Origin of the sequence: Kitasatospora sp. NPDC050463 (assembly GCF_040655255.1) — a bacterium.
Classification (GTDB): Bacteria; Actinomycetota; Actinomycetes; order Streptomycetales; family Streptomycetaceae; genus Kitasatospora.
The window spans coordinates 1-24,784 of sequence record NZ_JBFAJO010000013.1 but is presented as its reverse complement, the minus strand read 5'-3'; the positions used below and the strand labels follow the sequence as shown (position 1 = coordinate 24,784).

The following is a 24,784-nucleotide window of genomic DNA, read 5'->3' as shown; positions in this document are numbered from 1 at the left end:
CTATCAGGCCCGGCCGCTACCGCCGGATCTCCCCGGCCCGGCCGTGCAGGGCGGCCCGGTCGGCGGCCGCCCGGCCCGCCACCCAGCCCTCGCCGTCGCTCACCCGGACCCGCTGCGAGACCAGCTTCGGGAACATCCGCCCGACCTGCTGGTCGACCGCCTCGGTCCGGGCCGCCAGCGCCGGAAGCAGCCGCTCGTCCGGCACCAGCCGCGCCTCGGTGCCGTCCTCGCGCAGGTGCCGGCCGGCCGCCGCGTCGCTGGTGGCCTGCTCGGTCGCGGCGGTCAGCCGCTCGCGGATCCGCGCCGCGTACGCGACGAGGAAGGAGTGCCGGAACGCCTTGGTGCGCGAGGCGCCGTCCAGGTGCTGGCGGGAACCGGCCTTGTTCATCGCGTGCGTCGCCTGCACCAGCAGCGAGGTGTACAGCAGCTCGACGCCGTCCAGATCGCCGTCGAAGCCGATGATGGTGCAGAAGCCGAACTCCTTCGCCCACACCACCCGGCACCGGTTCGCCGCCGCCACCGCGTCCAGCAGCATCGTCTTCGGCACCTCGTAGGGGTTGTCCACGCCGATCCGCAGCGCCGCCGGGGCGTCGCGGTCCTCGCCCCCGACCGCCAGCAGCGCCTCGTCGATGCTGTGCTGGGCCATCAGCTGCTGGGCCTTGGCGGTGAGCGCCTCGGCCTCCTCCGGGTACTCGGTGGACTCGGCCTTCGCCAGCAGCGCCCGGACCCGGGACAGCATCCGCGGCTCGCCCGGTACCGGCCCCTGCGCCCGCCGCTCCACCCGGGGCGCCTGCCCGCCCGGTCCGCCCTGTCCGGGCGCCGGGCCGACCGCGGCGATCGGGGGCAGCCGGCCCCAGCTGCGCAGCAGCTCCAGGAGGGTCGTGGCCAGCGCGAACCGGTCCAGCCGGTGCCGGTGGGCGAACGCTCCCAGGTACGTTTCGTCGCCCTCCCACCACACCTCGGTCTCCAGCTCGCGCAGCTGCTCCTGCCAGCGCCGGTCCGTCGCGGCCGCCGGGTGGCGCCGGTTCTCGGCGGCGATCAGGTCCACCGCGAGCGCCAGGTGCACCGGCTTCAGCTCCCGCCGCACCACCCGGGCCAGGTCCGCCGGCCGCCAGCCCGCCGACCAGCACCGCCCGACCGCCGTGTCCGCGTACCCGAGCAGCGCCCGGCTCACCGCCTGCCACTGGCCGGGGGAGGCGGCCAGCAGCGAGGCCCCGGTGTCCAGCGCGAGGTCCAGGCCCTCGTCCGGCGCCGTCAGCACCGCCCGCACCGCCTGCTCCAGTAGCGGTCCGGCGCTCCCGTTCGCCCCGGTCCCGCCCTGCTGGCTGCGCTTGCCCACGGTGTCGCCTGCTCTCGTCGTGCCCGTCCTGCGGTCAGGACGGCCTTCGCCCATGATGCCGGAGCGCCCGGCCCCGACGACGGGGACCGGGCGCCCGCACGGGTGCTCGACCGGGCGCGGCCGTCAGCGCTCGACGGCCTTGGCCAGGATCTCCGGGACCCGCTCCAGCAGGCGGCCGGCGGCCAGCCGGATGCCGAGGAAGGCGATCAGCGCGCCGTACAGCGGGCCGAGCGGCAGTACCGGCCAGGCCGGGCCGTCGGAGAGCAGCGCCCAGCCGAGGTAGCCGGTCACCGGCAGGCTGAGCAGCGCGGCGCCGAACATCGAGCCGAAGCTGTTGAGCATCACCAGTCCGCCCTGACCGGGGGCGGCGTTGCGCATCGGGCTGCTGTCGGCCGGCATGGTGTACGGCGCCAGCACACTGAGCACCGCGCCGATCGCGATGCCGCAGCCGAGCAGGCCGAGCGCCAGGCCGAGCGCCGGCGCCAGACCGGCCCAGTCACCGGTCACACCGGCCAGGAACAGCGCCAGTACCAGGGTGACCGGTACCGCGTAGGAGAGCACCGCGTACGCCCGCCCGCGCAGTTCCTCGCGGGCGTCGGCGGGGGTGAGCAGGGTGGCGGCGACCATCCAGAACGCCGAGCCGTCCATGCCGAACAGGTTGAGCATCTGCAGGCCGAGGAACATCCCGGTGGCGGCCAACAGGTAGACGCTCGACCAGCCCTGGACCACCGAGAGCACGCAGATCACCAGCGTCATCCCGATGCTGGTGAAGACGGCGGCCTTGGCCCGCGGCTCCCGCCAGGCGTAACGCAGGTGACGCTGCATCACCGCGCCGGTCCGGCCCGCAGGCAGGAACCCCCAGCTGCGCGAGGCCTGCACGCCGCGCGCCACCTCCAGGGTGGAGGCGTCGGCGGTGACCATCAGCTGCTGGAGGCTGGAGCGCCACCAGCGCAGCAGCAGCACCAGCAGGCCGGCCGTCGAGGCCAGCTGGAGCAGCGCCAGCGCGTACCGGCCCTCGCCGGCGGTGCGGCCGGCATCCACCCCGGCGACCGGCGGCACCCAGCGCAGCACCGACGCGATCGGTGCCAGCGGGCTGAGGTCGAGGCCGTCCTTCCCGGCCTTGCCGAACACGCTCTGCGAGCCGACGTTGGCGACCTGGATCAGCAGCGCGAAGAGCAGCCCGCCGAAGATCGCGAAGTCCTTGCCGCGCCGGCTGGAGAGCAGCCGGGCGTTGCCCGCCGCGACCGCTCGGGAGAGCGTCACCAGGCTGAGCACCGCCAGCGGGACTCCGACCACCGCGGCCACGGCCGAGGCGGCGCCGTTCGCGCCGGACAGCGCCGCACCGGTGAGCAGGACCAGGGCGATCAGCGGTCCGGGGCCGATCAGCGCGGCCAGCACCGAGCCGCGCAGCAGCGGGCCGGGGCGCAGCGGCAGCATGGTGAGCCGGGTCGGGTCGGCGCTCTCGTCGGTGGAGAAGAGGAAGAGCGGCAGCGCCGCCCAGCTGATGGTGAGGGCACCGACCAGCGTCACGCCCGCGTCGCCGGCGCCGCGGTGCCCGTTCAACACGGCCATCGCGAGCGCGACCAGCGCGGCGAACAGCAGGCCGACCACCGCGCCGACGACGTAGAGCACCGCCCGCCCGCGGCTGCGCCGCAGGCCGTTGCGGAGCAGCCGGAGCTTGAGCGACACGAGGGTGCGGACCACGACGCGTCCGTCCGGCACGGGCGTGCGGGTGGTGCGGGCCTCGGCGGGGGCGGCACTCACCGCTCGCCCCCGAGCCAGTCGAGGGCCTGGCCGTCGTCCTCGCGGACGCCGATCAGGTCCAGGAACGCCTCGTGCAGGCTGCGCCCGCCGCGGACGGTGTCCAGCGAGCCCTGGGCGATCACCCGGCCGGCGTTGACCACGGCGACCCAGTCGCAGAGCTGCTCGACGAGCTCCATGACGTGGCTGGAGAAGACCACGGTCGAGCCGGCCGCCGCGTAGCGCTTGAGCACGCCGCGGATGGTCTGGGCGGAGACCGGGTCGACGCCCTCGAAGGGCTCGTCCAGGAAGAGCACGTCCGGATTGTGCAGCAGCGCGGCGGCCAGGCCGATCTTCTTCCGCATGCCGGTGGAGTAGTCGGCGACCAGCTTGTCGGCGTGGCCGGCGAGGTCCAGGACGGTCAGCAGCTCCTCGGCGCGGCGGTCCACCTCCGCACCGGGCAGGCCGCGCAGCCGGCCGTTGTACTGGAGCAGTTCGCGGCCGCTGAGCCGCTCGAACATCCGCAGGCCCTCGGGCAGGATGCCGATCCGGGCCTTGGCGGCGACCGGGTCGGCCCAGACGTCGGCGCCGTGCACCAGGACGGTGCCCTGGTCGGGCCGGAGCAGTCCGGTGACCATGGACAGCGTGGTGGTCTTGCCGGCGCCGTTCGGGCCGACCAGGCCGATGAACGCGCCGGCCGGCAGCTCCAGGCTCAGCCCGGCGACCGCCGCCTGGCTGCCGAAGTGTTTCCACAGCCCCTGGATGCTGACGGCGGATGCTGTTGGGGACGCGGGGACTGGGAACGGCGGCGGCGCTGACGCCTGCATGGCGGCCTTCTCTGCTGGGGAACGGGTGAATGTCCGGGCCAGCCTGCCACTGCCCGGGGCGGGCTGTCGTCCGGATCGGCGATCACCGATGGGTCGGGGCCGAACGGGTGAGTGCGCAGGCCCGGCCGAAGTGCGCCGAGGCCGGTCCGGGAAAGTGGCAACTACTCAGGGCCCCTGTTCGTCCTGCACTATGAAGGCCAGTGAGCGCGCACGGCGCGCCGGGGTGTCGGAGGTGGCGGATGGCCGTTCAACCGTGGGGCGAGCAGGGCCCCGGGTACGGAGGACGGCCGCCCCAGGTACCGGCCAAGCCGTATGCGCAGCCGTACGCGCAGCCCGCGCCGATGCCCCAGGCGGCGATGCGGGCTGCGCACACGGACCGGGACCGCACCGTCGACGTGCTGAAGGCCGCGTTCGCCGAGGGCCGGCTCTCCGCCGACGAGTACGGCCAGCGCTTCGACGCGGCGAGCGCCGCGCAGACGTACGGCGAGCTGGCCCGGCTGGTGGCCGATCTGCCCTCCGGTCCGATGGTGACGCCGATGGCACCGATGACGGCCGTCGGCCACCCGGTGCCGCAGACCTTCCTGCTGCCGCCCCCGCCGGTGCCGTCCCGGCCGACCAACGGCACGGCCGTGGCGTCGATGGTGCTCGGCCTGTTGGGGCTGGGACTGCCCGCCGTGATCACCGGCCACATCGCCAAGGCCCAGATCCGGGAGCGCAACGAGGAGGGCGACACGATGGCCACGGTCGGCCTGGTCTTCGGTTACCTGGCGAGCGCGATCTACACCCTGCTGATGCTGGCCCTGATCGCCTGATCGCCTGATCGCCTGATCGCCTGATCGCCTGATCGCCTGACGCCGGCCCCGGCCCCGGCCCCGGCCCCGGGTGGGCGCCGCCCGCTCCGGTGGCGGCGCCCGCCCGGGTGTGGTAGAGCGGCAGGAGGACGGTTCGACACCGGGCGGCCGTGCGCGGGACACCGCGGCGCCACCTGGCCCACGGCCGCGACCTGCGGCGTTGCATTTGTTTTGACCGAGCCCGATGCGCTAGGTACGCTCTGACCTTGTGCCTGGGGTGTCCCCGGGTCCTTGTGCGTGCATGCACACCGGCCGCCGCGCCGAGCCGGAGCACCTTTCAGTGCTCCGCGCGTTGAGCGCCGTCGCTGTACATCAGCTCATGGGATTCCGTGTCGGAATAGCCCAACACACCCGACCGCGTGGGTCGACCACGGGGCCGTGTGCGATGGAGACACCGCAGGTTAGTTTCACCAAGCCTTGGCACACAGAAAACGGAGAAACGGTGCCTACGATCCAGCAGCTGGTCCGAAAGGGCCGGCAGGACAAGGTCGAGAAGAACAAGACTCCCGCGCTGAAGGGCTCGCCCCAGCGCCGCGGGGTCTGCACGCGTGTGTACACGACCACCCCGAAGAAGCCGAACTCGGCGCTTCGTAAGGTCGCCCGTGTGCGCCTCACCAGCGGGATCGAGGTCACCGCTTACATCCCGGGCGAGGGCCACAACCTGCAGGAGCACTCCATCGTGCTGGTGCGCGGTGGTCGTGTGAAGGACCTTCCTGGTGTCCGCTACAAGATCATCCGCGGTTCGCTCGACACCCAGGGTGTCAAGAACCGCAAGCAGGCCCGCAGCCGCTACGGCGCCAAGAAGGAGAAGTAAGAATGCCTCGTAAGGGCCCCGCCCCGAAGCGCCCGGTCATCATCGACCCGGTTTACGGCTCCCCCGTCGTCACCCAGCTGGTCAACAAGATCCTGCTGCACGGCAAGCGTTCCACCGCCGAGCGGATCGTCTACGGCGCCCTCGAGGGCGTCCGTGAGAAGACCGGCTCGGACCCCGTCGTGGCGCTGAAGCGCGCGCTGGAGAACGTCAAGCCGGCCCTCGAGGTCAAGTCCCGCCGTGTCGGTGGCGCGACCTACCAGGTTCCGGTCGAGGTCCGTCCGGGCCGCGCCAGCACCCTGGCGCTGCGCTGGATGGTCGGTTACTCCCGCGCCCGTCGCGAGAAGACCATGACCGAGCGCCTGATGAACGAGATCCTCGACGCCAGCAACGGCCTGGGCGCTTCCGTGAAGCGTCGTGAGGACACCCACAAGATGGCCGAGTCCAACAAGGCCTTCGCGCACTACCGCTGGTAGTCCCAACCCCGTCACTAGACAGAGAGAGAACGAGCCACCATGGCTGCAACCTCCCTTGACCTCGCCAGGGTCCGCAACATCGGGATCATGGCGCACATCGACGCGGGCAAGACCACCACCACCGAGCGGATCCTGTTCTACACCGGTGTCTCGTACAAGATCGGTGAGGTCCACGATGGCGCTGCCACCATGGACTGGATGGAGCAGGAGCAGGAGCGCGGCATCACGATCACGTCGGCCGCGACGACCTGTCACTGGACGCTCGACGGCGTTGACAACACGATCAACATCATCGACACCCCGGGTCACGTCGACTTCACCGTCGAGGTGGAGCGCTCGCTGCGCGTCCTCGACGGTGCCGTCACGGTGTTCGACGGTGTCGCCGGTGTCGAGCCCCAGTCCGAGACCGTGTGGCGGCAGGCTGACCGCTACGGCGTCCCGCGCATCTGCTTCATCAACAAGCTGGACCGCACGGGCGCGAACTTCTTCTTCTGCGTCGACACCATCGTGGAGCGCCTCGGCGCGACCCCGCTGGTGATGCAGCTCCCGATCGGTGCCGAGGCGGACTTCCAGGGCGTTGTCGACCTGGTCCGCATGAAGGCGCTGGTCTGGACGGCCGAGGCCGCCAAGGGCGAGATGTACGACATCGTCGACATCCCGGCCGACCTGGTGGAGCAGGCCGAGGAGTACCGCGAGAAGCTGCTGGACACCGTGTCGAACGTCAGCGACGAGGTGATGGAACTCGCCATGGAGGGCGAGGACGTCCCCGAGGCGCTGCTCATCGCCGCGATCCGCAAGGGCACGCTGAACTCGGACTTCACGCCGATCTTCTGTGGCACCGCCTTCAAGAACAAGGGCGTTCAGCCCCTGCTCGACGCGGTCGTCAACTACCTCCCGTCGCCGCTGGACATCGAGTCCATCGAGGGCACCAAGCCCGGCGACGACACGGTCAAGATCTCCCGCAAGGCGTCGGACGACGAGCCGCTCGCGGCTCTGGCGTTCAAGATCATGTCCGACCCGCACCTGGGCAAGCTCACCTTCGTCCGGATCTACTCCGGGCGCCTTGAGGCCGGCACCGCCGTCCTCAACGCGGTGAAGGGCCGCAAGGAGCGGATCGGCAAGATCTACCGCATGCACGCCAACAAGCGTGAGGAGATCGAGTCGGTGGGCGCCGGCGACATCGTCGCCGTCATGGGTCTCAAGCAGACCACCACCGGTGAGACCCTGAGCGACGAGAAGCACCCGGTCATCCTGGAGTCCATGGACTTCCCGGCCCCGGTCATCCGCGTCGCGATCGAGCCGAAGTCGAAGGGTGACCAGGAGCGTCTGGGCACCGCGATTCAGCGGCTGGCCGAGGAGGACCCGTCCTTCCAGGTCAACACCGACGAAGAGACCGGCCAGACCATCATCGCGGGTATGGGCGAGCTGCACCTCGAGGTGCTGGTCGACCGTATGAAGCGTGAGTTCAAGGTCGAGGCCAACGTCGGCAAGCCGCAGGTCGCGTACCGCGAGACGATCCGCAAGGCCGTCGAGCGCATCGACTTCACGCACAAGAAGCAGACCGGTGGCTCCGGCCAGTTCGCGAAGATCCAGATCGCGATCGAGCCGATCGAGTCCGGCGAGGGCTACGAGTTCGTCAACAAGGTCACCGGTGGCCGCGTGCCGAAGGAGTACATCCCTTCGGTCGACGCCGGCTGCCAGGAGGCCATGGAGTTCGGCGTGCTCGCCGGCTACCCGCTCCAGGGTGTCCGCGTGACGCTGCTCGACGGTGCCTCGCACGACGTCGACTCCTCCGAGCTCGCGTTCAAGATCGCCGGTTCGATGGCCTTCAAGGAGGGCGCTCGCAAGGCGTCCCCGGCGCTGCTCGAGCCGATGATGGCCGTCGAGGTCACCACGCCCGAGGACTACATGGGCGATGTGATCGGCGACATCAACTCTCGCCGTGGCCAGATCCGGTCCATGGACGAGCGTTACGGTGCCCGCGTCGTCTCGGCGCTGGTGCCCCTCTCCGAGATGTTCGGCTACGTCGGTGACCTGCGCAGCAAGACCTCTGGTCGCGCGAGCTACTCGATGCAGTTCGACTCGTACGCCGAGGTTCCGCGGAACGTGGCGGACGACATCATCGCCAAGGCCAAGGGCGAGTAAGGACCGGCGCGAGCCGAGTCCCTACCCGAGGCCGCAGGACATCCCGACATTCGGGACGATTGCGAACCCTTAGGCTATTAGGAGGCGACCCGGGAGAATCCGACCGGATTCTCCCGGGGCCTCCGCCCCCACCCGCGGGACGGTGCAGGGCGCTCCCGGGCGCCCCGTGCCCAACCCGATCAAAGACCAACTGACGTCAGCACGGCGTACAGAACTGTCCTCAGGAGGACTGCAGTGGCGAAGGCGAAGTTCGAGCGGACGAAGCCCCACGTCAACATCGGCACCATTGGTCACATCGACCACGGTAAGACGACCCTTACCGCGGCCATCACCAAGGTGCTGCACGACGCTCACCCGGACATCAACCCCTTCACGCCGTTCGACCAGATCGACAAGGCGCCGGAGGAGCGGCAGCGCGGTATCACCATCTCGATCGCGCACGTCGAGTACCAGACCGAGGCGCGTCACTACGCCCACGTCGACTGCCCGGGTCACGCGGACTACATCAAGAACATGATCACCGGTGCGGCCCAGATGGACGGTGCGATCCTCGTCGTCGCCGCCACCGACGGCCCGATGCCGCAGACCAAGGAGCACGTCCTCCTGGCCCGCCAGGTCGGCGTCCCCTACATCGTCGTCGCCCTGAACAAGGCCGACATGGTGGACGACGAGGAGATCCTGGAGCTCGTCGAGCTCGAGGTCCGTGAGCTCCTCTCCGAGTACGAGTTCCCGGGCGACGACCTGCCGGTCGTCCGCGTCTCCGCGCTGAAGGCGCTGGAGGGCGACAAGGAGTGGGGCGAGAAGCTCCTCGGCCTGATGGCGGCGGTCGACGAGGCCATCCCGACCCCGGCCCGCGCCGTGGACCAGCCGTTCCTGATGCCGATCGAGGACGTCTTCACGATCACCGGTCGTGGCACCGTCGTCACCGGTCGTATCGAGCGTGGCATCCTCAAGGTCAACGAGACTGTCGACATCATCGGCATCAAGGAGACCAAGACCACCACCACGGTCACCGGTATCGAGATGTTCCGCAAGCTGCTCGACGAGGGCCAGGCCGGCGAGAACGTCGGTCTGCTCCTCCGTGGCATCAAGCGCGAGGATGTCGAGCGCGGCCAGGTCATCATCAAGCCCGGTTCGGTCACCCCGCACACCGAGTTCGAGGCTCAGTCCTACATCCTGTCGAAGGACGAGGGTGGCCGTCACACCCCGTTCTTCAACAACTACCGCCCGCAGTTCTACTTCCGTACCACGGACGTGACCGGCGTCGTGACCCTCCCCGAGGGCACCGAGATGGTCATGCCGGGCGACAACACCGCCATGACGGTCGTGCTGATCCAGCCGATCGCCATGGAGGAGGGCCTGAAGTTCGCCATCCGTGAGGGTGGCCGTACCGTCGGCGCCGGCCAGGTCACCAAGATCCTCAAGTAATCGAGGCTCTTGACCTGCCTGTGTCTCACAGGTGATGTTCGAAGGGCCCCGCACACCTCGGTGTGCGGGGCCCTTCGGCGTGTCGGGTGTGCCCGTACGGTGCGGGTGGTGTGACCGGCTCCTTCATGATTTGTCTAGATCGTGCTGCTATTCTGGCTGCTCACTGAGGTCTCCCTCGTCGCTGTCCGCGATCCTCCGGTTGCGGAGGGAGAAGAGTCCCGGCTGGTGGGTCGTCCCAGCAGGGGTCATGCCTTCACGGTCGCTCTCGGACACCTAGGGGACAGGCGAACACGGATGTTCAACTCAGCAGCAGGTGCGGATGGCTCGGCGGTTCGACCGGCACCGGTGTTGTCGGTCGTGATGCCGATCTACAACGAGCAGGAGGCCCTGCCGCTGACGGTTCAGCGCCTGCGTCCGATCCTGGACGAGCTGGGGATCGACTACGAGGTCGTCGGTATCGACGACGGCAGCACCGACGCCACCCCGGCGATCATGCAGAAGATCCGCCAGGACTGGCCGGAGTTCCGGATCGTCCGCTTCGCGCGCAACTCCGGTCACCAGGCGGCGCTGACCGCCGGTATCCACCGCGCCTACGGCGACTACGTGGTGTCCATCGACGCCGACCTGCAGGACCCGCCGGAGAAGATCCCCGAGATGCTCTCGCTCGCCCGCGAGAAGAACCTCGACATCGTCTACGGGGTGCGCGGCGACCGCGGCACCGACACCTTCTTCAAGCGACGGACCGCCGGCGCCTACTACTGGCTGATGCGCAAGCTCGTCGGCAAGAACATGCCGAACCAGGCCGGTGACTTCCGCCTGCTCAGCCGGGCTGCGGTGGACGCGCTCAAGGCGATGCCCGAGCACCAGCCGGTCTACCGCCTGCTGGTCCCGTGGCTGGGCTTCCCCAGCGGCGAGGTCGTCTACGTCCGCGAGGAGCGGGTCGCGGGCAGCACGCACTACCCGCTGTCCAAGATGGTCCGCCTCGCCATCGACAGCATCACCAACTTCTCCGCCAGCCCGCTGCGGCTCGCCACCTGGCTCGGCCTGCTGAGCTTCGTGCTCTGCTTCTGCCTGGGGATCTACACCGCGGTCGAGTACGCGCTCGGCAAGACCGTGCCCGGCTGGTCCTCGCTGTTCGTCGGCATGCTCTTCCTGGGCGCCGTCCAGCTGGTCTGCATCGGTCTGCTCGGCGAGTACGTCGGCCGGATCTACTCGGCGGCGCAGGCCCGGCCGGCCTACTTCGTCGGGTACGACTCGGCGGAGGCCGACGACCCGGTCGGCGCCCGCCGGAGCGAAGCCTCGTACGCAGGCTGACGGACGCTCCGTCAGTGGTGGTGGCTGCCACCGGCAGAGCGGAGTCCGCGTGACCGCGGCGCACGTCGGCAGAGCTGGGACGACAGAACGGACAGCATGGGCACGGAACGAACGGCAACCCCGACGGAGGCCCCCGCCGGGGACCGGTCCGGAAGTCCGGACGGTGCCGTACCGCTGACGGGCGATCAGGCGGCCGAGCCGGTCCTGCGGCGACTGCGGCGGTTCGCCCCGGCGGTGGCGGCCTACCTGCTGTGTGCCGCCCTGCTGCTGGCCGCGGACACCTCGCCGGCCGACATCGCCCGCTACACCGGCTACGCGGCCTGGGCCGTGCTGCTGCCCGGCACCCTGGTGTTCCGGGCGCTCCGGCGCCGCCCCCACACCCTGGTCGAGGACCTCGTCCTCGGTGCGGCCACCGGGCTCGTGCTCGAACTCGGCGCCTGGGCCCTGTTCGTCTCAGGTGGCCTGCAGGACCTGGCGATCGCCTGGCCGCTGCTCGTGGTGGTGCCGTTCGCGGCGGTTCCCGCCCTGCGCCGGCACTGGCGGCCGACCGGCTACCGCCGCCAGTCGGAGGGCTGGTCGTGGGCGACGGCGGGCACGGTCGCGCTCACCTCGGTCTACTACTACGAGGTGTTCCTCTCCCGGTTCCCGATCCTGCCGCAGGACGAGACGACCCGTCAGTACGGAGACCTGCCCTACCTGCTCTCACTCGCGGGGAACGCCAAGTACAACGTCCCGCTGACGCTGCCTCAGGCGGCCGGCGAGCCCTTGCACTACCACTGGTTCACCTTCGCCCACATGGCGATGGGCGACCTGGTCGGGCACATCGACCTGCCGGTGATCGAGATGCGCCTGATGGTGCCGGCGCTCAGCGCACTGGGGGTCCTGATCACCGCGGTGGTCGCCCAGCGGCTCAGCGGCCGGGCCTGGGCGGGGCCGGTGGCGGCCCTACTGGTGTTCGCGGTGGGCGAGTTCACCGCGGCCTACCCCAACAACGTCAGCAGTTGGACCTTCGGCGCACCCGCCGTCCGGCTGATGTCCTTCGCGAGCCTGTCGCAGGCGTACAGCCAGCCGCTGCTGATCGCGCTGGTCGGCGTCGTCGGCGACGCCCTGCGGCGGGGCCGGGACGGCACCGGCGGGGGCGTCCCCGCGCTCGGCCGCGGTGCCTTCGTGCTGACCGCGCTGTTCGCGCTGGCTTCGAGCGCCGCCAAGGCGAGCTCCCTCCCGGTCACCCTCGCGGGCCTGGCCTTCGCCGGGCTCATGGCCCTGATCGGTACCCGGCGCATCCCCTGGACCATCGTGCGCCTCGGGGCCGTGGTGGCCGCGGCGCAGCTCTTCGCGACGGCCGTCGTCTTCAACTTCGAGAGCTACGGCCTGGAGATCAGTCCGCTCGGGAACGTCCACGGCTACTGGGCCGATCCGCAGCACCACCGGACGACCGCCGTCCAGGCCGTGGTCGTCGGGGGGACGCTGTTCGCGTTCGTGTTGAACCATCAGCTCAAGCTGGTCGGCATGGTGCCACTGATGTGGCGCAGGCGGCTCCGGCTGGATCCCGTGCAGTGGTTCCTGCTCGGCGGCGCGCTGGCCGGCCCGGCCGCCTATCTGGCCGTCTCCGGCTTCAACGCCAGCTACTTCACCCTGGCCGGTCTGCCGTTCGGCGCCCTGCTCTCCGCCTGGGGCTTCTGCGAGGCGTTCGAGCGGGCCGCCCTCCCGGGCCGGGCCAGGGCCGCGCTGGGCGCCGGTGCGCTGGCGCTGATCGCCGGCCTGACCTACGCGTTCTACCGACACGCCGAGGGCTGGGCGGCGTTCTCCGTCCGGGCGCTCGGATCGGGCGGCTGGAAGTCGTACTACCCGCTGCTGCCGCCCCTGGCGGCGGCGGGCGGCCTGGCCGCGCTCGCCCTTGTCTGCGCCCTCCTCTGGTGGGCTCTGGCACGGGTCGTCCCGGCGCTGCGGCGGCGGGGCGGCATCGTCCTGCTGACCATGACGCTGGCCGTCGGCGTGCCGGGGCTGGCGCTGGACGTCCTGCAGGCGCGGCACGTGCTCTGGGAGGGGACGTGGATCCTGCCGGCCACCCAGGTCGAGGGGGCGCGCTGGGTGCGGAGCCACAGCGATCCCGCCGATGTGCTGGCCACCAACAGCCACTGCTGGCAGTTCGACGACTACGCCAAGGGCCCCTGGTGCGACAACTACCGCTCGCACTGGCTGGGCGCCTACTCCGAGCGCTCGGTGCTGATCGAGGGCTGGGCGTACGCGCCGCGGCTCATGGCGACGGCCGGGGGCCAGGCGTCGGCCACCGCTCCGTTCTGGGACGAGGCGTTGTTCAAGCTCAACGAGGACGCCTTCTACCACCCCACACCGGACGTCCTGCGCCGTCTGAACGACGACCACGGAGTTCGCTACCTGGTGGTCCAGCGCAAGGCCGGCGGCGAGTCGCCGCTCCTCAAGGACCTGACCAAGCAGGTGTTCGACAACGGCCGGGTGGCCGTGTACGAGCTCTCCTGACCCGACGATCGAAGCATGGGCATCCAGATGGTCTCCACCGACAAGCCCGCCGTGCCGGCCCAGGACGGCCGGGCCGCCGAGCGGCCCGCCGCCTCGGCCAAGCGCCAGATCCCGTCCTTCCTGGTGATCGGGGTCCTGAGCACGCTGTTCTACCTGGGCCTCTACGTCGTCGCACGGCAGCTCGTGGATCCCCAGGCGGCGAACCTGATCGCCCTCGCGGTGAGCGCGGTGGCCAACACGGCCGCCAACCGGCGCTTCACCTTCGGGATCACCGGCTCCGAAGGGGCACTGCGCCATCAGCTCCAGGGGGCGGTCGCGTTCCTGATCGGGCTGGGACTGAGCAGCGGAGTGCTGGCCCTGCTGGACGTCGCGGCGCCGGACGCCTCCAAGCTGGTGGAGGTGGGCGGCCTCGTCGTCGCGAACGGCCTGGCCACCGTCGTCCGGTTCCTGCTGATGAAGGTCTGGGTCTTCAAGGACTGACCGCCGGACCCCGGACCCCGGACCGCCGGGCGTCCGGCGCCGGCCCCCACGATCAGGGGCCGGTACCGGGTCAGGCTCAGGCCGACCGGACGGGCTTCGGTTCCGCCTCGGCGTCCGGCGCGCCCTCGCGCCGGCGACGGTCCTTGAGCCGGGCCACCGGGCCGGGGGTCCAGTCCTTGAAGCGCATCGCCGGCGACTCGACGAGGTGCCAGGAGAGCGCGGCCAGCACGAGCGTGCCGGCCAGCGCGCAGGCCAGGAAGCCCACGGTGCCGTACCTGGCGTAGCCGAGCAGGGCCAGCGCCTGCTCGACCGTGAAGCCGTAGATGTAGATCCCGTACGAGTAGTCCGACTTGCGGCCGACCCGCTGGAAGGGTGCCGGGAGCCTGATCGCGAGCCAGAGCAGCAGGTAGGCGAAGGCCGGGTAGCCGATCACGAAGACCCCGCCCCAGCGCAGCGTGACCAGGAGGGTCAGCGCGGCCACCAGGGCCAGACCGTCGTGCACCGGCACCCGCTCCCGGTAGAGCTGGAAGGTCGCGCCGATCAGGAAGACGAAGCCCAGGTGGACGATGAAGTGGACGCTCAGCGAGCCCAGGAACGGCACGTTCACGCCGGAGCCCAGGTCACCGGGGATGCCCCTCCAGCCGGGTGCGTCGATCCAGTCGTTGAGGATCAGGATCCAGAGGCCGGCCGCGGCCAGCGGCACGAAGCGGCGGGCCCGCAGCAGCACTCCGCCGGCCGCCAGCGTCCCGACGACGAGGTAGCAGAGGAGTTCGTACTTGAGCGACCACAGGGCGCCGTTGACGCTGCCGTCGAAGTTGGTGCCGCGCCGGACGCCCTCCGCGATCACGCCCGAGACGTCCCAGCCGCCGGTCAGCGAGGTGTTCCAGGTGCCGCTCAGGTAGGTCTTCGGGCCGTTGGGGTGGCCCCAGAACCCGTCCAGGGTGTGGTGCTGCCACTGGTACAGCAGCGGCATGATGACCAGGGTGGACACCAGCAGCGAGCCCCAGAGGCCGGGCAGGATCCGCAGGAGCCGGTGCCAGCCGAAGCGACCGACGGTGGTCCGCCGCCCGCTGCCCGTGATCATGAAGCCGGAGAGGACGAAGAAGCCGACCACGGCCATCTTCCCGACGTCGGTCTGTTCGCCGCTCCGCTTCCACAGCGGGTCCAGATGGCCCCAGGCGAGCGGATACACGTGGGAGACGACCACGGAGGTGGCCAGCAACAGCCGCAGCAGGCCGAAGCTGTTGGCACGGCCGGAGAACAACTCGGCCAGTGTGCCCCGGGAGTGGAACAGACTGCGGGGTCTCATGAGGTCCTCGAGGGCTGGGTCGGAGCCGGCCCCGGAGCCGCGCGTCGGGCAGACCGCGTGGTCCCCGGGGCCCGGCCCTGCGTTACGCCTGGGGAGCGGCGATCTGAGCCTCCCAGAGCTCCCGGACGGCCTCGCGCAGGGTGCGCCGGGGCTCCCAGCCGAGCTGCTCGCGGGCGACGGTGATGTCGAGCTGCTGCCACTCGGTCTCCGGGCCGGTGCCGTCCGGCGCGGGGACCTCGGTGATCTCGGTGGGCACCCCGCTCTCCTCGATCAGCAGCTCGACCAGCAGCCGGGCCGAGGACGCGGCGCCGGTGCCGACGTTGACCACCGGCGGGACGTCCCGCCGGACGGCGGCGAGGAGCACGGCGTCCAGGGTGTCGGTGAGGTCGACGAAGTCGCGCTGGGCGGTGAGCGGCTGGAGCGAGAGCTGCGCGGTCTCGCCGGCCCGGCGGGCGGCGTCCAGCTTGGCGGCCATCACGCCGAGCAGGCTGTGGCCGGGCTGGCCGGCGCCGACCACGTTGCCGAGCCGCAGCGACACCGCGTCCAGCCGGCCGGCCTCGACGGCGCGGACCACGGCCTCGGTGGCGGCGAGCTTGAGCTTGCCGTACTCCATCACCGGCGCGGCGGGGTCGCTCTCGCGCTGGCTGGTGCCGACCGGCGCCATGCCGTACTCGTGCACGGTGCCGAGGTGGACCAGCCGGGCGGGGGAGGCCATCGCGGAGACGGCCTCGATCAGACGGTCCACCAGGACCACGTTGGCCTGGTACATCTGCTCGTCGTTCAGGCCCCACATGCCTCCGGCCGCGTTGACGACCGTGTCGATCCGCTCGCGGTCGAGCAGCGCGGTGAGGTCGGCGGCGGCGTCGGAGGAGATGTCGAAGGCGACGAACCGGCCGGGCGCCGGCACGGCCGGGGCCTTGCGGGCGAGGCTGACGACCTCGGCGCCCTGCTCCAGCAGGCGGGCGCCGAGCACGCGGCCGATGAAGCCGGTGCCGCCGAGGACGGCGACCCGGGAGGGGGCCGGGTGCGGTGCGGTCATTGCGGTGACTCCCTGGGACGGGGATGGGCCTGGGACGGTGACAAGCCTGGGGCGGTGTGGGGCCTGGGACGGGGGTCAGCGCGGCCGGGCGGCGGTGCTGGTGGCGTTGCGCAGCAGGGCCTTCGCCCCGTCCCACTGGCCGGCGCGCATCGCGCCCGGGACCAGGGTCAGGGCGTGGATCCGGGCCGACAGGTGCATCCGGGACGCCTTGGCGGCCCGCGGCCAGCCGTGTGCGTCCAGGCGGTCGGCGGCGTCCAGGAAGTACCGGCGGGCCTCGGTGAACCGGGTGCCGCTGAAGGCGGACGAGGAGGAGATGCTGACGGCGTGCCGGCGGTACTGGAAGGCCCGGACGTCGTCGACGACCATGTGCTCGCCGGCCTGGAGCAGGTCGATGACGAGCGCGAGGTCCTGGATGATCTCCAGGTTGTCGCGGAAGCCGGTGGTCTTCACGGCCTCGGTGCGCCAGCAGATCGACGGGAAGTACAGCCAGTTGCCCTTGAGCAGGCTGACCGCGAGCTCCTCGCCGCCCCGCAGGGTGCGGCCCTGCTGCTTGGGCGCGTAGATCCGGCGCTTGGCCTCGTCGGCGAGCGAGCTGGAGGGCTTCCCGTCGCCGTCGATCACCTGGACGCCCGGCTGGATCATCGCGACGCCGGGGTACTGCTCCAGGATCGAGCGGATCGTGGCGACGTAGTTGGGCAGCATGATGTCGTCCGTGCCCATGAACATCATGTGCTTGTACTCGGCCATGCCCAGGCACTTGCGGTAGTTGCCGGTGACGCCGAGGTTCTGCTCGTTCCGGAAGTACCGCACCCGCGGGTCGTCGAGCTCGGCGAACCACTCCGGGACGCCGGGCTCCCGGCCGTCGTCGACGACGGTCAGCCGCCAGTCGGGATCGCTCTGCGCCAGCACGCTGCGGACCGCGGCCTGCATCAGCGCGACGTTGCCGTAGTACGGAAGCAGGATTTCCAGAGTGGTCATGGTGGAGGGCACATCCGCTGGTCTGAGTCGGGGCCGGGAGCAGGGCGAAGACCCCGCGGCGGGCCCATCATACTGAGCCCGCCGAACGGCTCCCGCCGTGTCGCCCGCCGGGGCGGACGACGATGCCCGGGCCCGCGCCGGAGGGCGGCGGGCCCGGGCATCGGGCGGTTCAGCTGGTGCGCAGGCTCTCGGTGAAGGCGAGGCACTTCTCGTAGTCCGGCAGCAGGCCGGTGGCGAGCGCCTCGGCCAGCGACGGCGCGGCGTCGTCACGGGCGGACAGCTGCGGGACGTCGGTGGGCCACTCGATCCCGAGGTCCGGGTCGAGCGGGTGCACCGCGTGCTCACCGGTCGGGTTGTACGTCTCGGAGCAGACGTAGGACAGCGTGGCGTCGTCGGTCAGCGCGCAGAACCCGTGGCCGAGGCCCTCGGGGATGTAGACCGACCTGCGATCGGCGTCGTCCAGCCGGACGAACTCCCAGCGGCCGAAGGCGGGGGAGCCGACCCGCAGGTCCACGATCACGTCGAGCACCGCGCCGCGCACGCAGCTGACGTACTTGGCCTGGCCGGGCGGCACGTCGGCGAAGTGGATGCCGCGCACGACGTCCTTGGCGGACACCGACAGGTTGCCCTGGGCGAACTTCAGCGGGTGGCCGACCACCTCTTCGAGCCGGTCGAAGCGGTACCACTCCATGAACAGGCCGCGCGGGTCGCCGTGCTGCTGCGGGGTGACCTCGAAGGCGCCGGGGATCGAGAGCTCACGGAACTTCACTTGGCCGCCTCCTCGTCGAGCAGCGCGATCAGGTAGTCCCCGTAACCGCTCTTGCACAGCGGCTCGGCCAGCTCGCGCAGCTGCGCGTCGTCGATCAGGCCGGCCCGCCAGGCGGCCTCCTCGATGCAGCCGATCTTGAAGCCCTGGCGCTCCTCGATGACCCGGACGAACTCGGAGGCCTGCACCATCGAGACGAACGTGCCGGTGTCGAGCCAGGCGGTACCGCGGTCGAGGATGGTGACGTGCAGCTCGCCGGTCTTGAGGTACTCCTCGTTGACCGCGGTGATCTCCAGCTCGCCGCGCGCGCTCGGGCGCAGACCGGCCGCGATCTTGACCACGCGGTTGTCGTAGAAGTACAGGCCGGGCACCGCGTAGCGGGACTTCGGCTGGGTCGGCTTCTCCTCGATGGAGATGACCTGGCCGTTGTCGTCGAACTCCACCACGCCGTACGCGGTCGGGTCGGCGACCGGGTAGGCGAAGACCATGCCGCCCTGCGGCGCGGTGCGCTGCGCGAGCCGGGTGCCCAGGCCGCTGCCGTGGAAGATGTTGTCGCCGAGGATCAGCGCGACGGGCTCGTCACCGATGAAGTCGGCGCCGAGCACGAAGGCCTGGGCGATGCCCTCCGGCTTCTCCTGGGCGACGTACTCCAGCTTGAGGCCGAACTGGGAGCCGTCGCCGAGCAGACGCTGGAACTGCTCCTGGTCCTGGGGGGTGGTAATGATCAGGATCTCGCTGATACCCGCCATGACCAGGGTCGACAGCGGGTAGTAGATCATCGGCTTGTCGAAGACGGGGAGGAGCTGCTTCGAGACTGCTCGGGTCAGCGGCCACAGTCGTGACCCGGTGCCGCCCGCCAAGAGGATTCCACGCATGCGCGCAGCTTATGTGAGGTTCGCAGGCCCTCGCTGACCCGGGGCGAGGGCCCCGGGGCACACCGGTAGACTGCCCGCACTATGCGCATCCTCGTCACCGGCGGCGCCGGCTTCATCGGTTCAGAGTTCGTCCGGCAGCTGCTCGGCGCCGACGCAACGGATCAGATCACCGTCTTCGACAAGCTCACCTACTCGGGCGTCGAGGCCAACCTGGCGCCCGTCGCCGGTCACAGCGGCTACTCCTTCGTCCGCGGCGACATCTGCGACGCGGACGCCGTCGACCAGGTCATGCCCGGCCACGACGTGGTCGTCCACTTCGCGGCCGAGTCGCACGTGGACCGCTCCATCGAGGGCGCCGGCCCGTTCGTGGTCACCAACGTCCTGGGCACCCAGGTGCTGCTGGACTCGGCCAAGAAGCACGGCGTCGCCCGCTTCGTCCACGTCTCCACCGACGAGGTCTACGGCTCCATCTCCGAGGGCTCGTGGACCGAGGAGTGGCCGCTCGCGCCCAACTCCCCGTATTCGGCCTCCAAGGCCGGCTCCGACCTGCTGGCGCTCGCCTACCACCGCACCCACGGCATGGACGTGGTGGTCACCCGCTGCTCCAACAACTACGGGCACTACCAGTTCCCGGAGAAGGTCATCCCGCTGTTCACCACCAACCTGCTGGACGGCAGGAAGGTGCCGCTGTACGGCACCGGTGGCAACATCCGCGACTGGCTGCACGTCTCCGACCACTGCCGCGGCATCGAGCTGGCCATGCGCAAGGGGCGCGCCGGCGAGGTCTACAACATCGGCGGCGGCACCGAGATCACCAACAAGGAGCTCACCGAGCTGCTGCTCCAGGCGGCCGGCGCCGACTGGTCGATGGTCGAGCCGGTCGCCGACCGCAAGGGCCACGACCTGCGCTACTCGCTGGACATCACCAAGATCAGCGAGGAGCTCGGCTACTCCCCGCAGGTCCGCTTCGAGGACGGCCTCGCCGCCACCATCGCCTGGTACCGCGAGAACCGTGCCTGGTGGGAGCCGCTGAAGGCCAAGGCCGCACTGCGATGACGAACCCGGTGGCCAAGCTGCTGGGGGCGCTGCCCCCGGGCGTGCGGCTCGTCGCGGGGGGCACCGTGGTCCTCGGTGTCTCCTCGTACATCTTCCTGGCCCTGGCCGGGCACAGCTTGGACACCACCCAGGTCGCCGGCGTCTCGATGCTCTGGACCGTGGTCATGTCCGTCGGGTACGGGCTCTTCTCCCCGGTCGAGCTGGAGCTGACCCGCCTGGTGGCCGCCCGCGACGTGGCCGGCCAGGGCCCCGGGCCGGCGATCCGGCGGGTCCTGCTGGTCACCGCCGGAGTGCTGGTGACGGTGCTGGCCGTGATCGCGGCCGCCGCCCGGCCGATCGCGGACCGCTTCTTCGACGGCGACCTCGGCCTGGTGGCCGGCCTGGGCGGCGCCCTGGTCGGCCTGGCCGTGAGCTCGGTGGCCCGCGGGGCGCTGGCCGGCCTGGGCAGGTTCGGCGCGTACGGCACGCAGCTCGCCGTCGACGGCGGGCTGCGGATCGGGCTCGCCGCGCTGATCCCGCTGTTCGGCGCGCACTCGGCGTTCGCGTTCGCGCTGATCCTGGTGGTGGCGCCGCTCGCCGCCGCGGCGATCGGGATGCGCTCCGTCCTCGCGGACCGGCGCGGCGGGCCGGCGCCGGTCTGGCGCGACGTCGTCACCGGACTCGGCCTGCTGACCGGTTCGACGCTGCTGGCGCAGCTGATGGTCAACGCGGCGGTGGTCAGCGTCGGCCTGCTCTCGCCGTCCTCCAAGGCACTGATCGCCGCCCTGCTGAACGCGGTGGTGCTGGCCCGGGTGCCGCTCTTCGCCTACGCGGCGATCCAGGCCTCGCTGGTCTCCTCGCTCTCCGGCGCCGCGGCGGCCGGCAACCACGCGGAGTTCCGCAAGGTCCTGCTTCGCACCGGCGGCATCGTGGTGCTGATGTGCACCGCCGCCGGGCTGCCGACGGTGTTCCTCGGCCCCTGGGCGATCCGGCTCTTCTTCAAGGCACAGGACGTGCTGGGCTCGGTGGACTTCCTCTGGCTGTCCCTCGGCACCCTCTGCTACATGCTGGCGACCGTCTTCGGCCAGGCCCTGCTCTCGCTCGGGCGCCACCAGCGGCAGTTGCTCTCCTGGCTGGCCGGTTCCGCGGTGCTGGTGGCCGTCACCCTGGTGCCCGGGGGCATCGCGACGAGGGTCGAACTCGCCTACCTGGCTGGTGCGGCGGTCAGCGCTGCTGCCATGCTGTGGGCGCTGGCCCGCTCGCTGTCCGCCCCGGCCCGACCCGTGGCGGAACACCGGGCGCCACTGGCGACGCATCAGTCGTCCGAGGTCTGACGCCCGTTCGTCGGGTCCCGCACAGCCGGCGGCGGCGGTACGTTCACGCCACGCCTTTAATATGTGATTACCCTTGGCCACGCCACTGCCGCTGAAAGGCGCCTCCAGTCGTGCATCTCACCGTCATCACTTCGATCACCGGCGTGCTGGTGCTCGTCTACATCCTGGAGTTGCTGCGCCGACAGCAACTCCGGGAGAAGTACGCGGCTATCTGGCTCGCGATCGGCGTCGTCGTGGCGCCGCTCGGGTTCTTCCCGACGATCCTCGACTCGACCGCCCGCCGGCTCGGCATCGCCTCCGGCGTGAGCCTCGTGCTGTTCGCGGGCTTCGTCCTGGTCCTGATGGTCTCGCTGCACCTGAGCTGGGAGGCCTCCCGGCTGGAGGCGGAGACCCGGACCCTGGCCGAGGACGTCGCCATGATGCGGGCCCACCTGGCCGAGCACCACGGGTACCCGATCGCACGCAGCAACAGCAGCAACGACGCCGGCAAGGCGACGGACTCCGGGGTGACGGCATGATCGACGGCAAGCGGGTACTGATCATCCTCCCCGCCTGGAACGAGGCGGAGGGTCTGCCCAAGATCCTCCACGAGATCCAGCAGAAGCTGCCCGGCGTCGACACTCTGGTGGTCGACGACGGATCCGTGGACGACACCGCGGCCGTGGCCGCCGCGGCCGGCTCCCGGGTCGCGCAGCTGCCGTACAACCTCGGTGTCGGCGGCGCCATGCGGTTCGGCTACCGCTACGCGCACCTGCACGACTACGACGTCGCCATCCAGTGCGACGCCGACGGCCAGCACGACCCCGCGTACGTGCCGGCCCTGCTGGAGAAGCTCCAGGAGGCGGACCTGGTCATCGGCGCCCGGTTCGCCGGCCAGGGCAGCTACAAGGTGCGCGGCCCGCGCAGCTGGGCGATGAAGCTGCTCTCCGTGGTGCTGTCGCGGATCACCCGGACCCGCCTCACCGACACCACCTCGGGCTTCAAGGCCTGCAACAAGCCGATGATCGAGTTCTTCTCGCAGTGGTACCCGGTGGAGTACCTGGGCGACACCATCGAGAGCATGGTCGGCGCCGCCCGCTGCGGCTTCGTCGTCCGGCAGGTCCCGGTGGCGATGCGCGAGCGGACCACCGGTACGCCCAGCGCCTCCCCGATCAAGGCGACGATCTACCTGGCCCGCGCCGGCTTGGTGCTCCTGCTCGCGATGATCCGCCGGATGCCCAAGCACCTGAAGACCATCGAGCCCGCCAGCAAGCAGCGGTCCCGCCGTCCCGAGCTGGCCGGGCGGGCCTGAAGCAGCCGGATGTGACGGGCGGGGTTCTCCCCGCGCGGAAGTCGCACCCGCACCGACCCCGAAGCCGCTCCACCCCGTCCGCGGGTGTGGAGCGGCTTCGTTCGTGGGGGCGCGCCGGGGGCCGAAGCGGTACGGGGGCGGTACGGGGGCGGGCCCGGGGCTGAGGGGGCGAGGGCGGAGGCCGCGCGCCGGGCCGCGGACGCCAGTGCCCGCCCGCTCGCGACCTCCCGGGGCCGAGCCCGGGCACCCGACCGTCCCGGGACACGTGCAAGGGCCGGTACGCAGTGCGTACCGGCCCTTGCGCGTTCGCGTCCCGGGGCTCCTACCGGTCGGCCGTCGCCTCCACCGCGACGGGTGCCGAACCGACGGCCACCGGGACGTCCGCCGGACGGCTCGGGGCCTTGACCGCGTCGGTCTTCCGGGGCAGCCCGAGGTCCTTGAGCTTCAGCGCCGGCTTCTCGACCAGGTGCCAGGAGAAGAGGGCCGCGATGACGGCGAGCGCGACGGACAGTCCGGTGTAGACGGCGTAGCCGTGCCGGGGAACCTGCCAGAGCGTCAGGCACTGCTGGATCGGGAAGGCGTAGATGTACACGCCGTACGACACGTCGACCTTGGTACCGATCTTCGTCAGCGGGTCGGGCATCCGGGCGGCCAGCCAGAGCAGCCCGTAGGCGAAGGCGGGCAGTCCGACGACGGTGAAGGCGCCGTACCGTGTGCTGGCGAGGAACACGACGAACGCCAGCACGCCGGCCACGTCGTTGATCGGCAGCTTCTTGCGGTACAACTCGGCGAGCGCGCCGAGGCCGAACATGAACCCGACCGGCAGCAGCTGCTCCGGGGCGATCCAGGAGAGGAACGGCAGCCGCCAGGTGGGCAGGCCGGTGGTCCCGTAGATCGGCGCACGGAGGAAGTGGTAGTCCAGCGCCAGGTAGACCATGAACGCGTACATGCCGCCGATCATGAGCGCCACGGCCCACCGCGCGCTGCGCAGGATGCCGATCGCGGCGAAGAGGGCGACCACGAGGTAGCAGAACACCTCGGTGCCGAGCGACCAGATCGACCCGTTGAAGGCACCGACATGGGGGTTGTGGTCCAGCAGGCCCGAGATGCCCCACTGGTTCACGCCGATCGCCCAGTTGGCCTTGACGTAGTCGAACGGGCCCTCCGCGTGCGACCAGAAGCCGTCCAGCCGGCCCTGGTGGCGGGCCACCAGGGGGGCTATCACGAAGGCGGTGAGCAGCAGGCAGACCCAGAGGGCTGGCAGCAGGCGGATCGCGCGGTTCCAGAGGAAGCGGCCCGTGGAGAGCCGCATGCCGCTGCGGGTGATCAGCAGGCCGGAGAGCACGAAGAACCCGGCCACCGCGATGGCACCGACGTTGGTCTGACCGCGGGACTGCAGCAGGCCGAGGTCCGGCTTGCTCATGCCGAGCGGCATCGCGTGCGCGAAGATGACCGCGACGGCGAGGACCAGGCGGAGCAGTCCGAAGCCGTTCTTTCGCCCGAGGGCCTCCGCCAAGGGTGGAGCGGCCAGGAAAGCAGGCCGCTTGCGCGAAGTGCGAGACATATCTGGAAGGCTCCGGGCCGGATAGGGAGCAGGTCGGCCTCAACGCGTCGAGAGGCTGGACCGGCGGACGGGGAATGACGTTGGACACTGTAGCCGGGCTGTCCGGCCGCTCCCGGAGGGCGTTGTCACCGCCTGAGCGGGCTGTGACAGGCCTTTGGGGGATCGCTACCATGAGCGGCGCGCCGCACGTGGTATTGGCGTGGGGAGGTCGGGTCTGTGCGACTTGTTAGCGTGACCTTCACGACTGGTCTGTCCGAACGGCGCGGTGTGCTGCCGGGCGGACCGTGAACGGCCCGTCGGCATGCCGGATCGTATGCCCGGCCGGGTGACCAGGGGAAGGTTCGGAGTTCAGTGCAGAGTTCAGCAGAGACCGTCGACGAGCAGCTGGACGGCGTCCACGGGACGAGAGCCACCGCCTCGCGGTCGGCCGGTCTGGCGGCCCGGGCGGTGCGGCGGTTCGAGGAGGCCCGCGCACGGCGCTGGTTCTGGCCGGCCGCGCTGGTGGCCGGGTACGCCGTGGAGGTGCTCTTCCGGCTCGTCCTCGTCCGGCACATGAGCTACCCCTCCATCCACGCGGACGAGGACGGGTACCTGGTGCTGGCCCGCGTGCTGGCCGGCCGGCCGACCACCGAGATGCCGGTCGGCGTGGTGATCCCGGGCGGCTACCCGCTGCTGATCTCGCC

General features: G+C 70.9%; 22 protein-coding genes. 13 read left to right on the top strand and 9 right to left on the bottom strand.

Annotated elements, in window-relative coordinates; all coding sequences use genetic code 11:
* Positions 1–16: 16 nt before the first annotated feature.
* The 3 genes from AB0J08_RS10775 to AB0J08_RS10765 form a co-directional block, all read right to left on the bottom strand.
* Positions 17–1,339: a DUF2786 domain-containing protein gene (locus AB0J08_RS10775; RefSeq protein WP_360630299.1), complete on the bottom strand. Its 1,323-nt coding sequence runs from the start codon at positions 1,337–1,339 to the stop codon at positions 17–19.
* 123 nt (positions 1,340–1,462) lie between these two features.
* On the bottom strand, positions 1,463–3,103 hold the full coding sequence (locus tag AB0J08_RS10770; protein WP_360630296.1) for a transporter: 1,641 nt from the start codon (positions 3,101–3,103) through the stop codon (positions 1,463–1,465).
* Positions 3,100–3,906, bottom strand: coding sequence for an ABC transporter ATP-binding protein (locus AB0J08_RS10765; RefSeq protein WP_360630293.1), 807 nt, complete (start codon positions 3,904–3,906; stop codon positions 3,100–3,102). Before AB0J08_RS10765 ends, AB0J08_RS10770 begins: the two co-directional genes overlap by 4 nt.
* Before the next feature lie 239 nt (positions 3,907–4,145).
* Here AB0J08_RS10765 and AB0J08_RS10760 point away from each other — a divergent pair, with 239 nt between their 5' ends.
* The 8 genes from AB0J08_RS10760 (at position 4,146) to AB0J08_RS10725 (ending at position 13,910) form a co-directional block, all read left to right on the top strand.
* The gene (locus AB0J08_RS10760) at positions 4,146–4,718 is read left to right on the top strand and encodes a DUF1707 and DUF4190 domain-containing protein (RefSeq protein WP_360630290.1); all 573 of its coding nucleotides are present in this window, start codon (positions 4,146–4,148) and stop codon (positions 4,716–4,718) included.
* A 481-nt stretch (positions 4,719–5,199) separates the two neighbouring features.
* Positions 5,200–5,571, top strand: coding sequence for a 30S ribosomal protein S12 (gene rpsL, locus AB0J08_RS10755; RefSeq protein ID WP_014144289.1), 372 nt, complete (start codon positions 5,200–5,202; stop codon positions 5,569–5,571).
* A 2-nt stretch (positions 5,572–5,573) separates the two neighbouring features.
* A complete protein-coding gene (gene rpsG, locus AB0J08_RS10750; protein ID WP_148644378.1) occupies positions 5,574–6,044 on the top strand; it encodes a 30S ribosomal protein S7 in 471 nt (156 codons plus the stop codon).
* Positions 6,045–6,083: 39 nt separating this feature from the next.
* A complete protein-coding gene (gene fusA / locus AB0J08_RS10745; RefSeq protein ID WP_360630287.1) occupies positions 6,084–8,189 on the top strand; it encodes an elongation factor G in 2,106 nt (701 codons plus the stop codon).
* A 234-nt stretch (positions 8,190–8,423) separates the two neighbouring features.
* The gene (gene tuf / locus AB0J08_RS10740; protein WP_360630284.1) at positions 8,424–9,617 is read left to right on the top strand and encodes an elongation factor Tu; all 1,194 of its coding nucleotides are present in this window, start codon (positions 8,424–8,426) and stop codon (positions 9,615–9,617) included.
* A gap of 360 nt (positions 9,618–9,977) precedes the next feature.
* Positions 9,978–10,931 (top strand): glycosyltransferase family 2 protein, encoded by a 954-nt coding sequence (locus AB0J08_RS10735; protein WP_360630281.1) that lies wholly within the window; start codon positions 9,978–9,980, stop codon positions 10,929–10,931.
* 96 nt (positions 10,932–11,027) lie between these two features.
* Positions 11,028–13,430 carry a hypothetical protein gene (locus AB0J08_RS10730; protein ID WP_360630278.1) on the top strand — a complete coding sequence of 801 codons (2,403 nt, stop codon included), beginning with the start codon at positions 11,028–11,030 and terminating at the stop codon, positions 13,428–13,430.
* Between the two features lie 15 nt (positions 13,431–13,445).
* Positions 13,446–13,910, top strand: coding sequence for a GtrA family protein (locus AB0J08_RS10725; RefSeq protein ID WP_360630275.1), 465 nt, complete (start codon positions 13,446–13,448; stop codon positions 13,908–13,910).
* Positions 13,911–13,986: 76 nt separating this feature from the next.
* Here AB0J08_RS10725 and AB0J08_RS10720 read toward each other — a convergent pair whose 3' ends face one another.
* From AB0J08_RS10720 to rfbA, 5 genes are all read right to left on the bottom strand, one after another.
* Complete coding sequence (locus AB0J08_RS10720) at positions 13,987–15,219, bottom strand: acyltransferase (protein WP_360630272.1); 1,233 nt, start codon at positions 15,217–15,219, stop codon at positions 13,987–13,989.
* Between the two features lie 82 nt (positions 15,220–15,301).
* Positions 15,302–16,258 (bottom strand): NAD(P)-dependent oxidoreductase, encoded by a 957-nt coding sequence (locus AB0J08_RS10715; protein ID WP_360630269.1) that lies wholly within the window; start codon positions 16,256–16,258, stop codon positions 15,302–15,304.
* A gap of 75 nt (positions 16,259–16,333) precedes the next feature.
* Entirely contained in the window at positions 16,334–17,236 is a 903-nt protein-coding gene (locus tag AB0J08_RS10710; RefSeq protein ID WP_360630265.1) for a glycosyltransferase family 2 protein, read from the bottom strand.
* A 169-nt stretch (positions 17,237–17,405) separates the two neighbouring features.
* The gene (gene rfbC / locus AB0J08_RS10705) at positions 17,406–18,005 is read right to left on the bottom strand and encodes a dTDP-4-dehydrorhamnose 3,5-epimerase (RefSeq protein WP_360630262.1); all 600 of its coding nucleotides are present in this window, start codon (positions 18,003–18,005) and stop codon (positions 17,406–17,408) included.
* Positions 18,002–18,877, bottom strand: coding sequence for a glucose-1-phosphate thymidylyltransferase RfbA (gene rfbA, locus AB0J08_RS10700; protein ID WP_360630259.1), 876 nt, complete (start codon positions 18,875–18,877; stop codon positions 18,002–18,004). The genes rfbC and rfbA overlap by 4 nt, the downstream gene beginning before the upstream one ends.
* A gap of 81 nt (positions 18,878–18,958) precedes the next feature.
* On the opposite strand from rfbA, the gene rfbB reads away from it, so the two are divergent.
* The 4 genes from rfbB to AB0J08_RS10680 all read left to right on the top strand — a co-directional run bounded on the left by rfbB (position 18,959) and on the right by AB0J08_RS10680 (position 22,537).
* A complete protein-coding gene (gene rfbB / locus AB0J08_RS10695; RefSeq protein WP_360630256.1) occupies positions 18,959–19,933 on the top strand; it encodes a dTDP-glucose 4,6-dehydratase in 975 nt (324 codons plus the stop codon).
* Positions 19,930–21,246 carry a hypothetical protein gene (locus tag AB0J08_RS10690; protein ID WP_360630253.1) on the top strand — a complete coding sequence of 439 codons (1,317 nt, stop codon included), beginning with the start codon at positions 19,930–19,932 and terminating at the stop codon, positions 21,244–21,246. The genes rfbB and AB0J08_RS10690 overlap by 4 nt, the downstream gene beginning before the upstream one ends.
* Before the next feature lie 110 nt (positions 21,247–21,356).
* On the top strand, positions 21,357–21,764 hold the full coding sequence (locus tag AB0J08_RS10685; RefSeq protein ID WP_360630249.1) for a DUF2304 domain-containing protein: 408 nt from the start codon (positions 21,357–21,359) through the stop codon (positions 21,762–21,764).
* The gene (locus tag AB0J08_RS10680; protein WP_360630246.1) at positions 21,761–22,537 is read left to right on the top strand and encodes a glycosyltransferase family 2 protein; all 777 of its coding nucleotides are present in this window, start codon (positions 21,761–21,763) and stop codon (positions 22,535–22,537) included. Before AB0J08_RS10685 ends, AB0J08_RS10680 begins: the two co-directional genes overlap by 4 nt.
* Before the next feature lie 322 nt (positions 22,538–22,859).
* Here the strand turns inward: AB0J08_RS10680 and AB0J08_RS10675 are convergent, their stop codons facing one another.
* Positions 22,860–24,101 carry an acyltransferase gene (locus tag AB0J08_RS10675; protein WP_360630243.1) on the bottom strand — a complete coding sequence of 414 codons (1,242 nt, stop codon included), beginning with the start codon at positions 24,099–24,101 and terminating at the stop codon, positions 22,860–22,862.
* A gap of 351 nt (positions 24,102–24,452) precedes the next feature.
* Here AB0J08_RS10675 and AB0J08_RS10670 point away from each other — a divergent pair.
* The coding region (locus AB0J08_RS10670) for a hypothetical protein (RefSeq protein ID WP_360630240.1) at positions 24,453–24,784 on the top strand (332 nt) is incomplete at its 3' end.

What these genes read in the sequence shown, in the direction of transcription:
- AB0J08_RS10760 (WP_360630290.1), top strand. Translation starts at nt 4,146, where the DNA reads ATGGCCGTTCAACCGTGGGGCGAGCAGGGCCCCGGGTACGGAGGACGG.
- AB0J08_RS10730 (WP_360630278.1), top strand. Translation starts at nt 11,028, where the DNA reads ATGGGCACGGAACGAACGGCAACCCCGACGGAGGCCCCCGCCGGGGAC.
- AB0J08_RS10735 (WP_360630281.1), top strand. Translation starts at nt 9,978, where the DNA reads ATGCCGATCTACAACGAGCAGGAGGCCCTGCCGCTGACGGTTCAGCGC.
- AB0J08_RS10710 (WP_360630265.1), bottom strand. Translation starts at nt 17,236, where the DNA reads ATGACCACTCTGGAAATCCTGCTTCCGTACTACGGCAACGTCGCGCTG.
- AB0J08_RS10690 (WP_360630253.1), top strand. Translation starts at nt 19,930, where the DNA reads ATGACGAACCCGGTGGCCAAGCTGCTGGGGGCGCTGCCCCCGGGCGTG.
- fusA (WP_360630287.1), top strand. Translation starts at nt 6,084, where the DNA reads ATGGCTGCAACCTCCCTTGACCTCGCCAGGGTCCGCAACATCGGGATC.
- rfbA (WP_360630259.1), bottom strand. Translation starts at nt 18,877, where the DNA reads ATGCGTGGAATCCTCTTGGCGGGCGGCACCGGGTCACGACTGTGGCCG.
- rfbB (WP_360630256.1), top strand. Translation starts at nt 18,959, where the DNA reads ATGCGCATCCTCGTCACCGGCGGCGCCGGCTTCATCGGTTCAGAGTTC.
- rpsG (WP_148644378.1), top strand. Translation starts at nt 5,574, where the DNA reads ATGCCTCGTAAGGGCCCCGCCCCGAAGCGCCCGGTCATCATCGACCCG.
- AB0J08_RS10680 (WP_360630246.1), top strand. Translation starts at nt 21,761, where the DNA reads ATGATCGACGGCAAGCGGGTACTGATCATCCTCCCCGCCTGGAACGAG.
- AB0J08_RS10725 (WP_360630275.1), top strand. Translation starts at nt 13,446, where the DNA reads ATGGGCATCCAGATGGTCTCCACCGACAAGCCCGCCGTGCCGGCCCAG.
- AB0J08_RS10765 (WP_360630293.1), bottom strand. Translation starts at nt 3,906, where the DNA reads ATGCAGGCGTCAGCGCCGCCGCCGTTCCCAGTCCCCGCGTCCCCAACA.
- AB0J08_RS10720 (WP_360630272.1), bottom strand. Translation starts at nt 15,219, where the DNA reads ATGAGACCCCGCAGTCTGTTCCACTCCCGGGGCACACTGGCCGAGTTG.
- AB0J08_RS10715 (WP_360630269.1), bottom strand. Translation starts at nt 16,258, where the DNA reads ATGACCGCACCGCACCCGGCCCCCTCCCGGGTCGCCGTCCTCGGCGGC.
- AB0J08_RS10675 (WP_360630243.1), bottom strand. Translation starts at nt 24,101, where the DNA reads ATGTCTCGCACTTCGCGCAAGCGGCCTGCTTTCCTGGCCGCTCCACCC.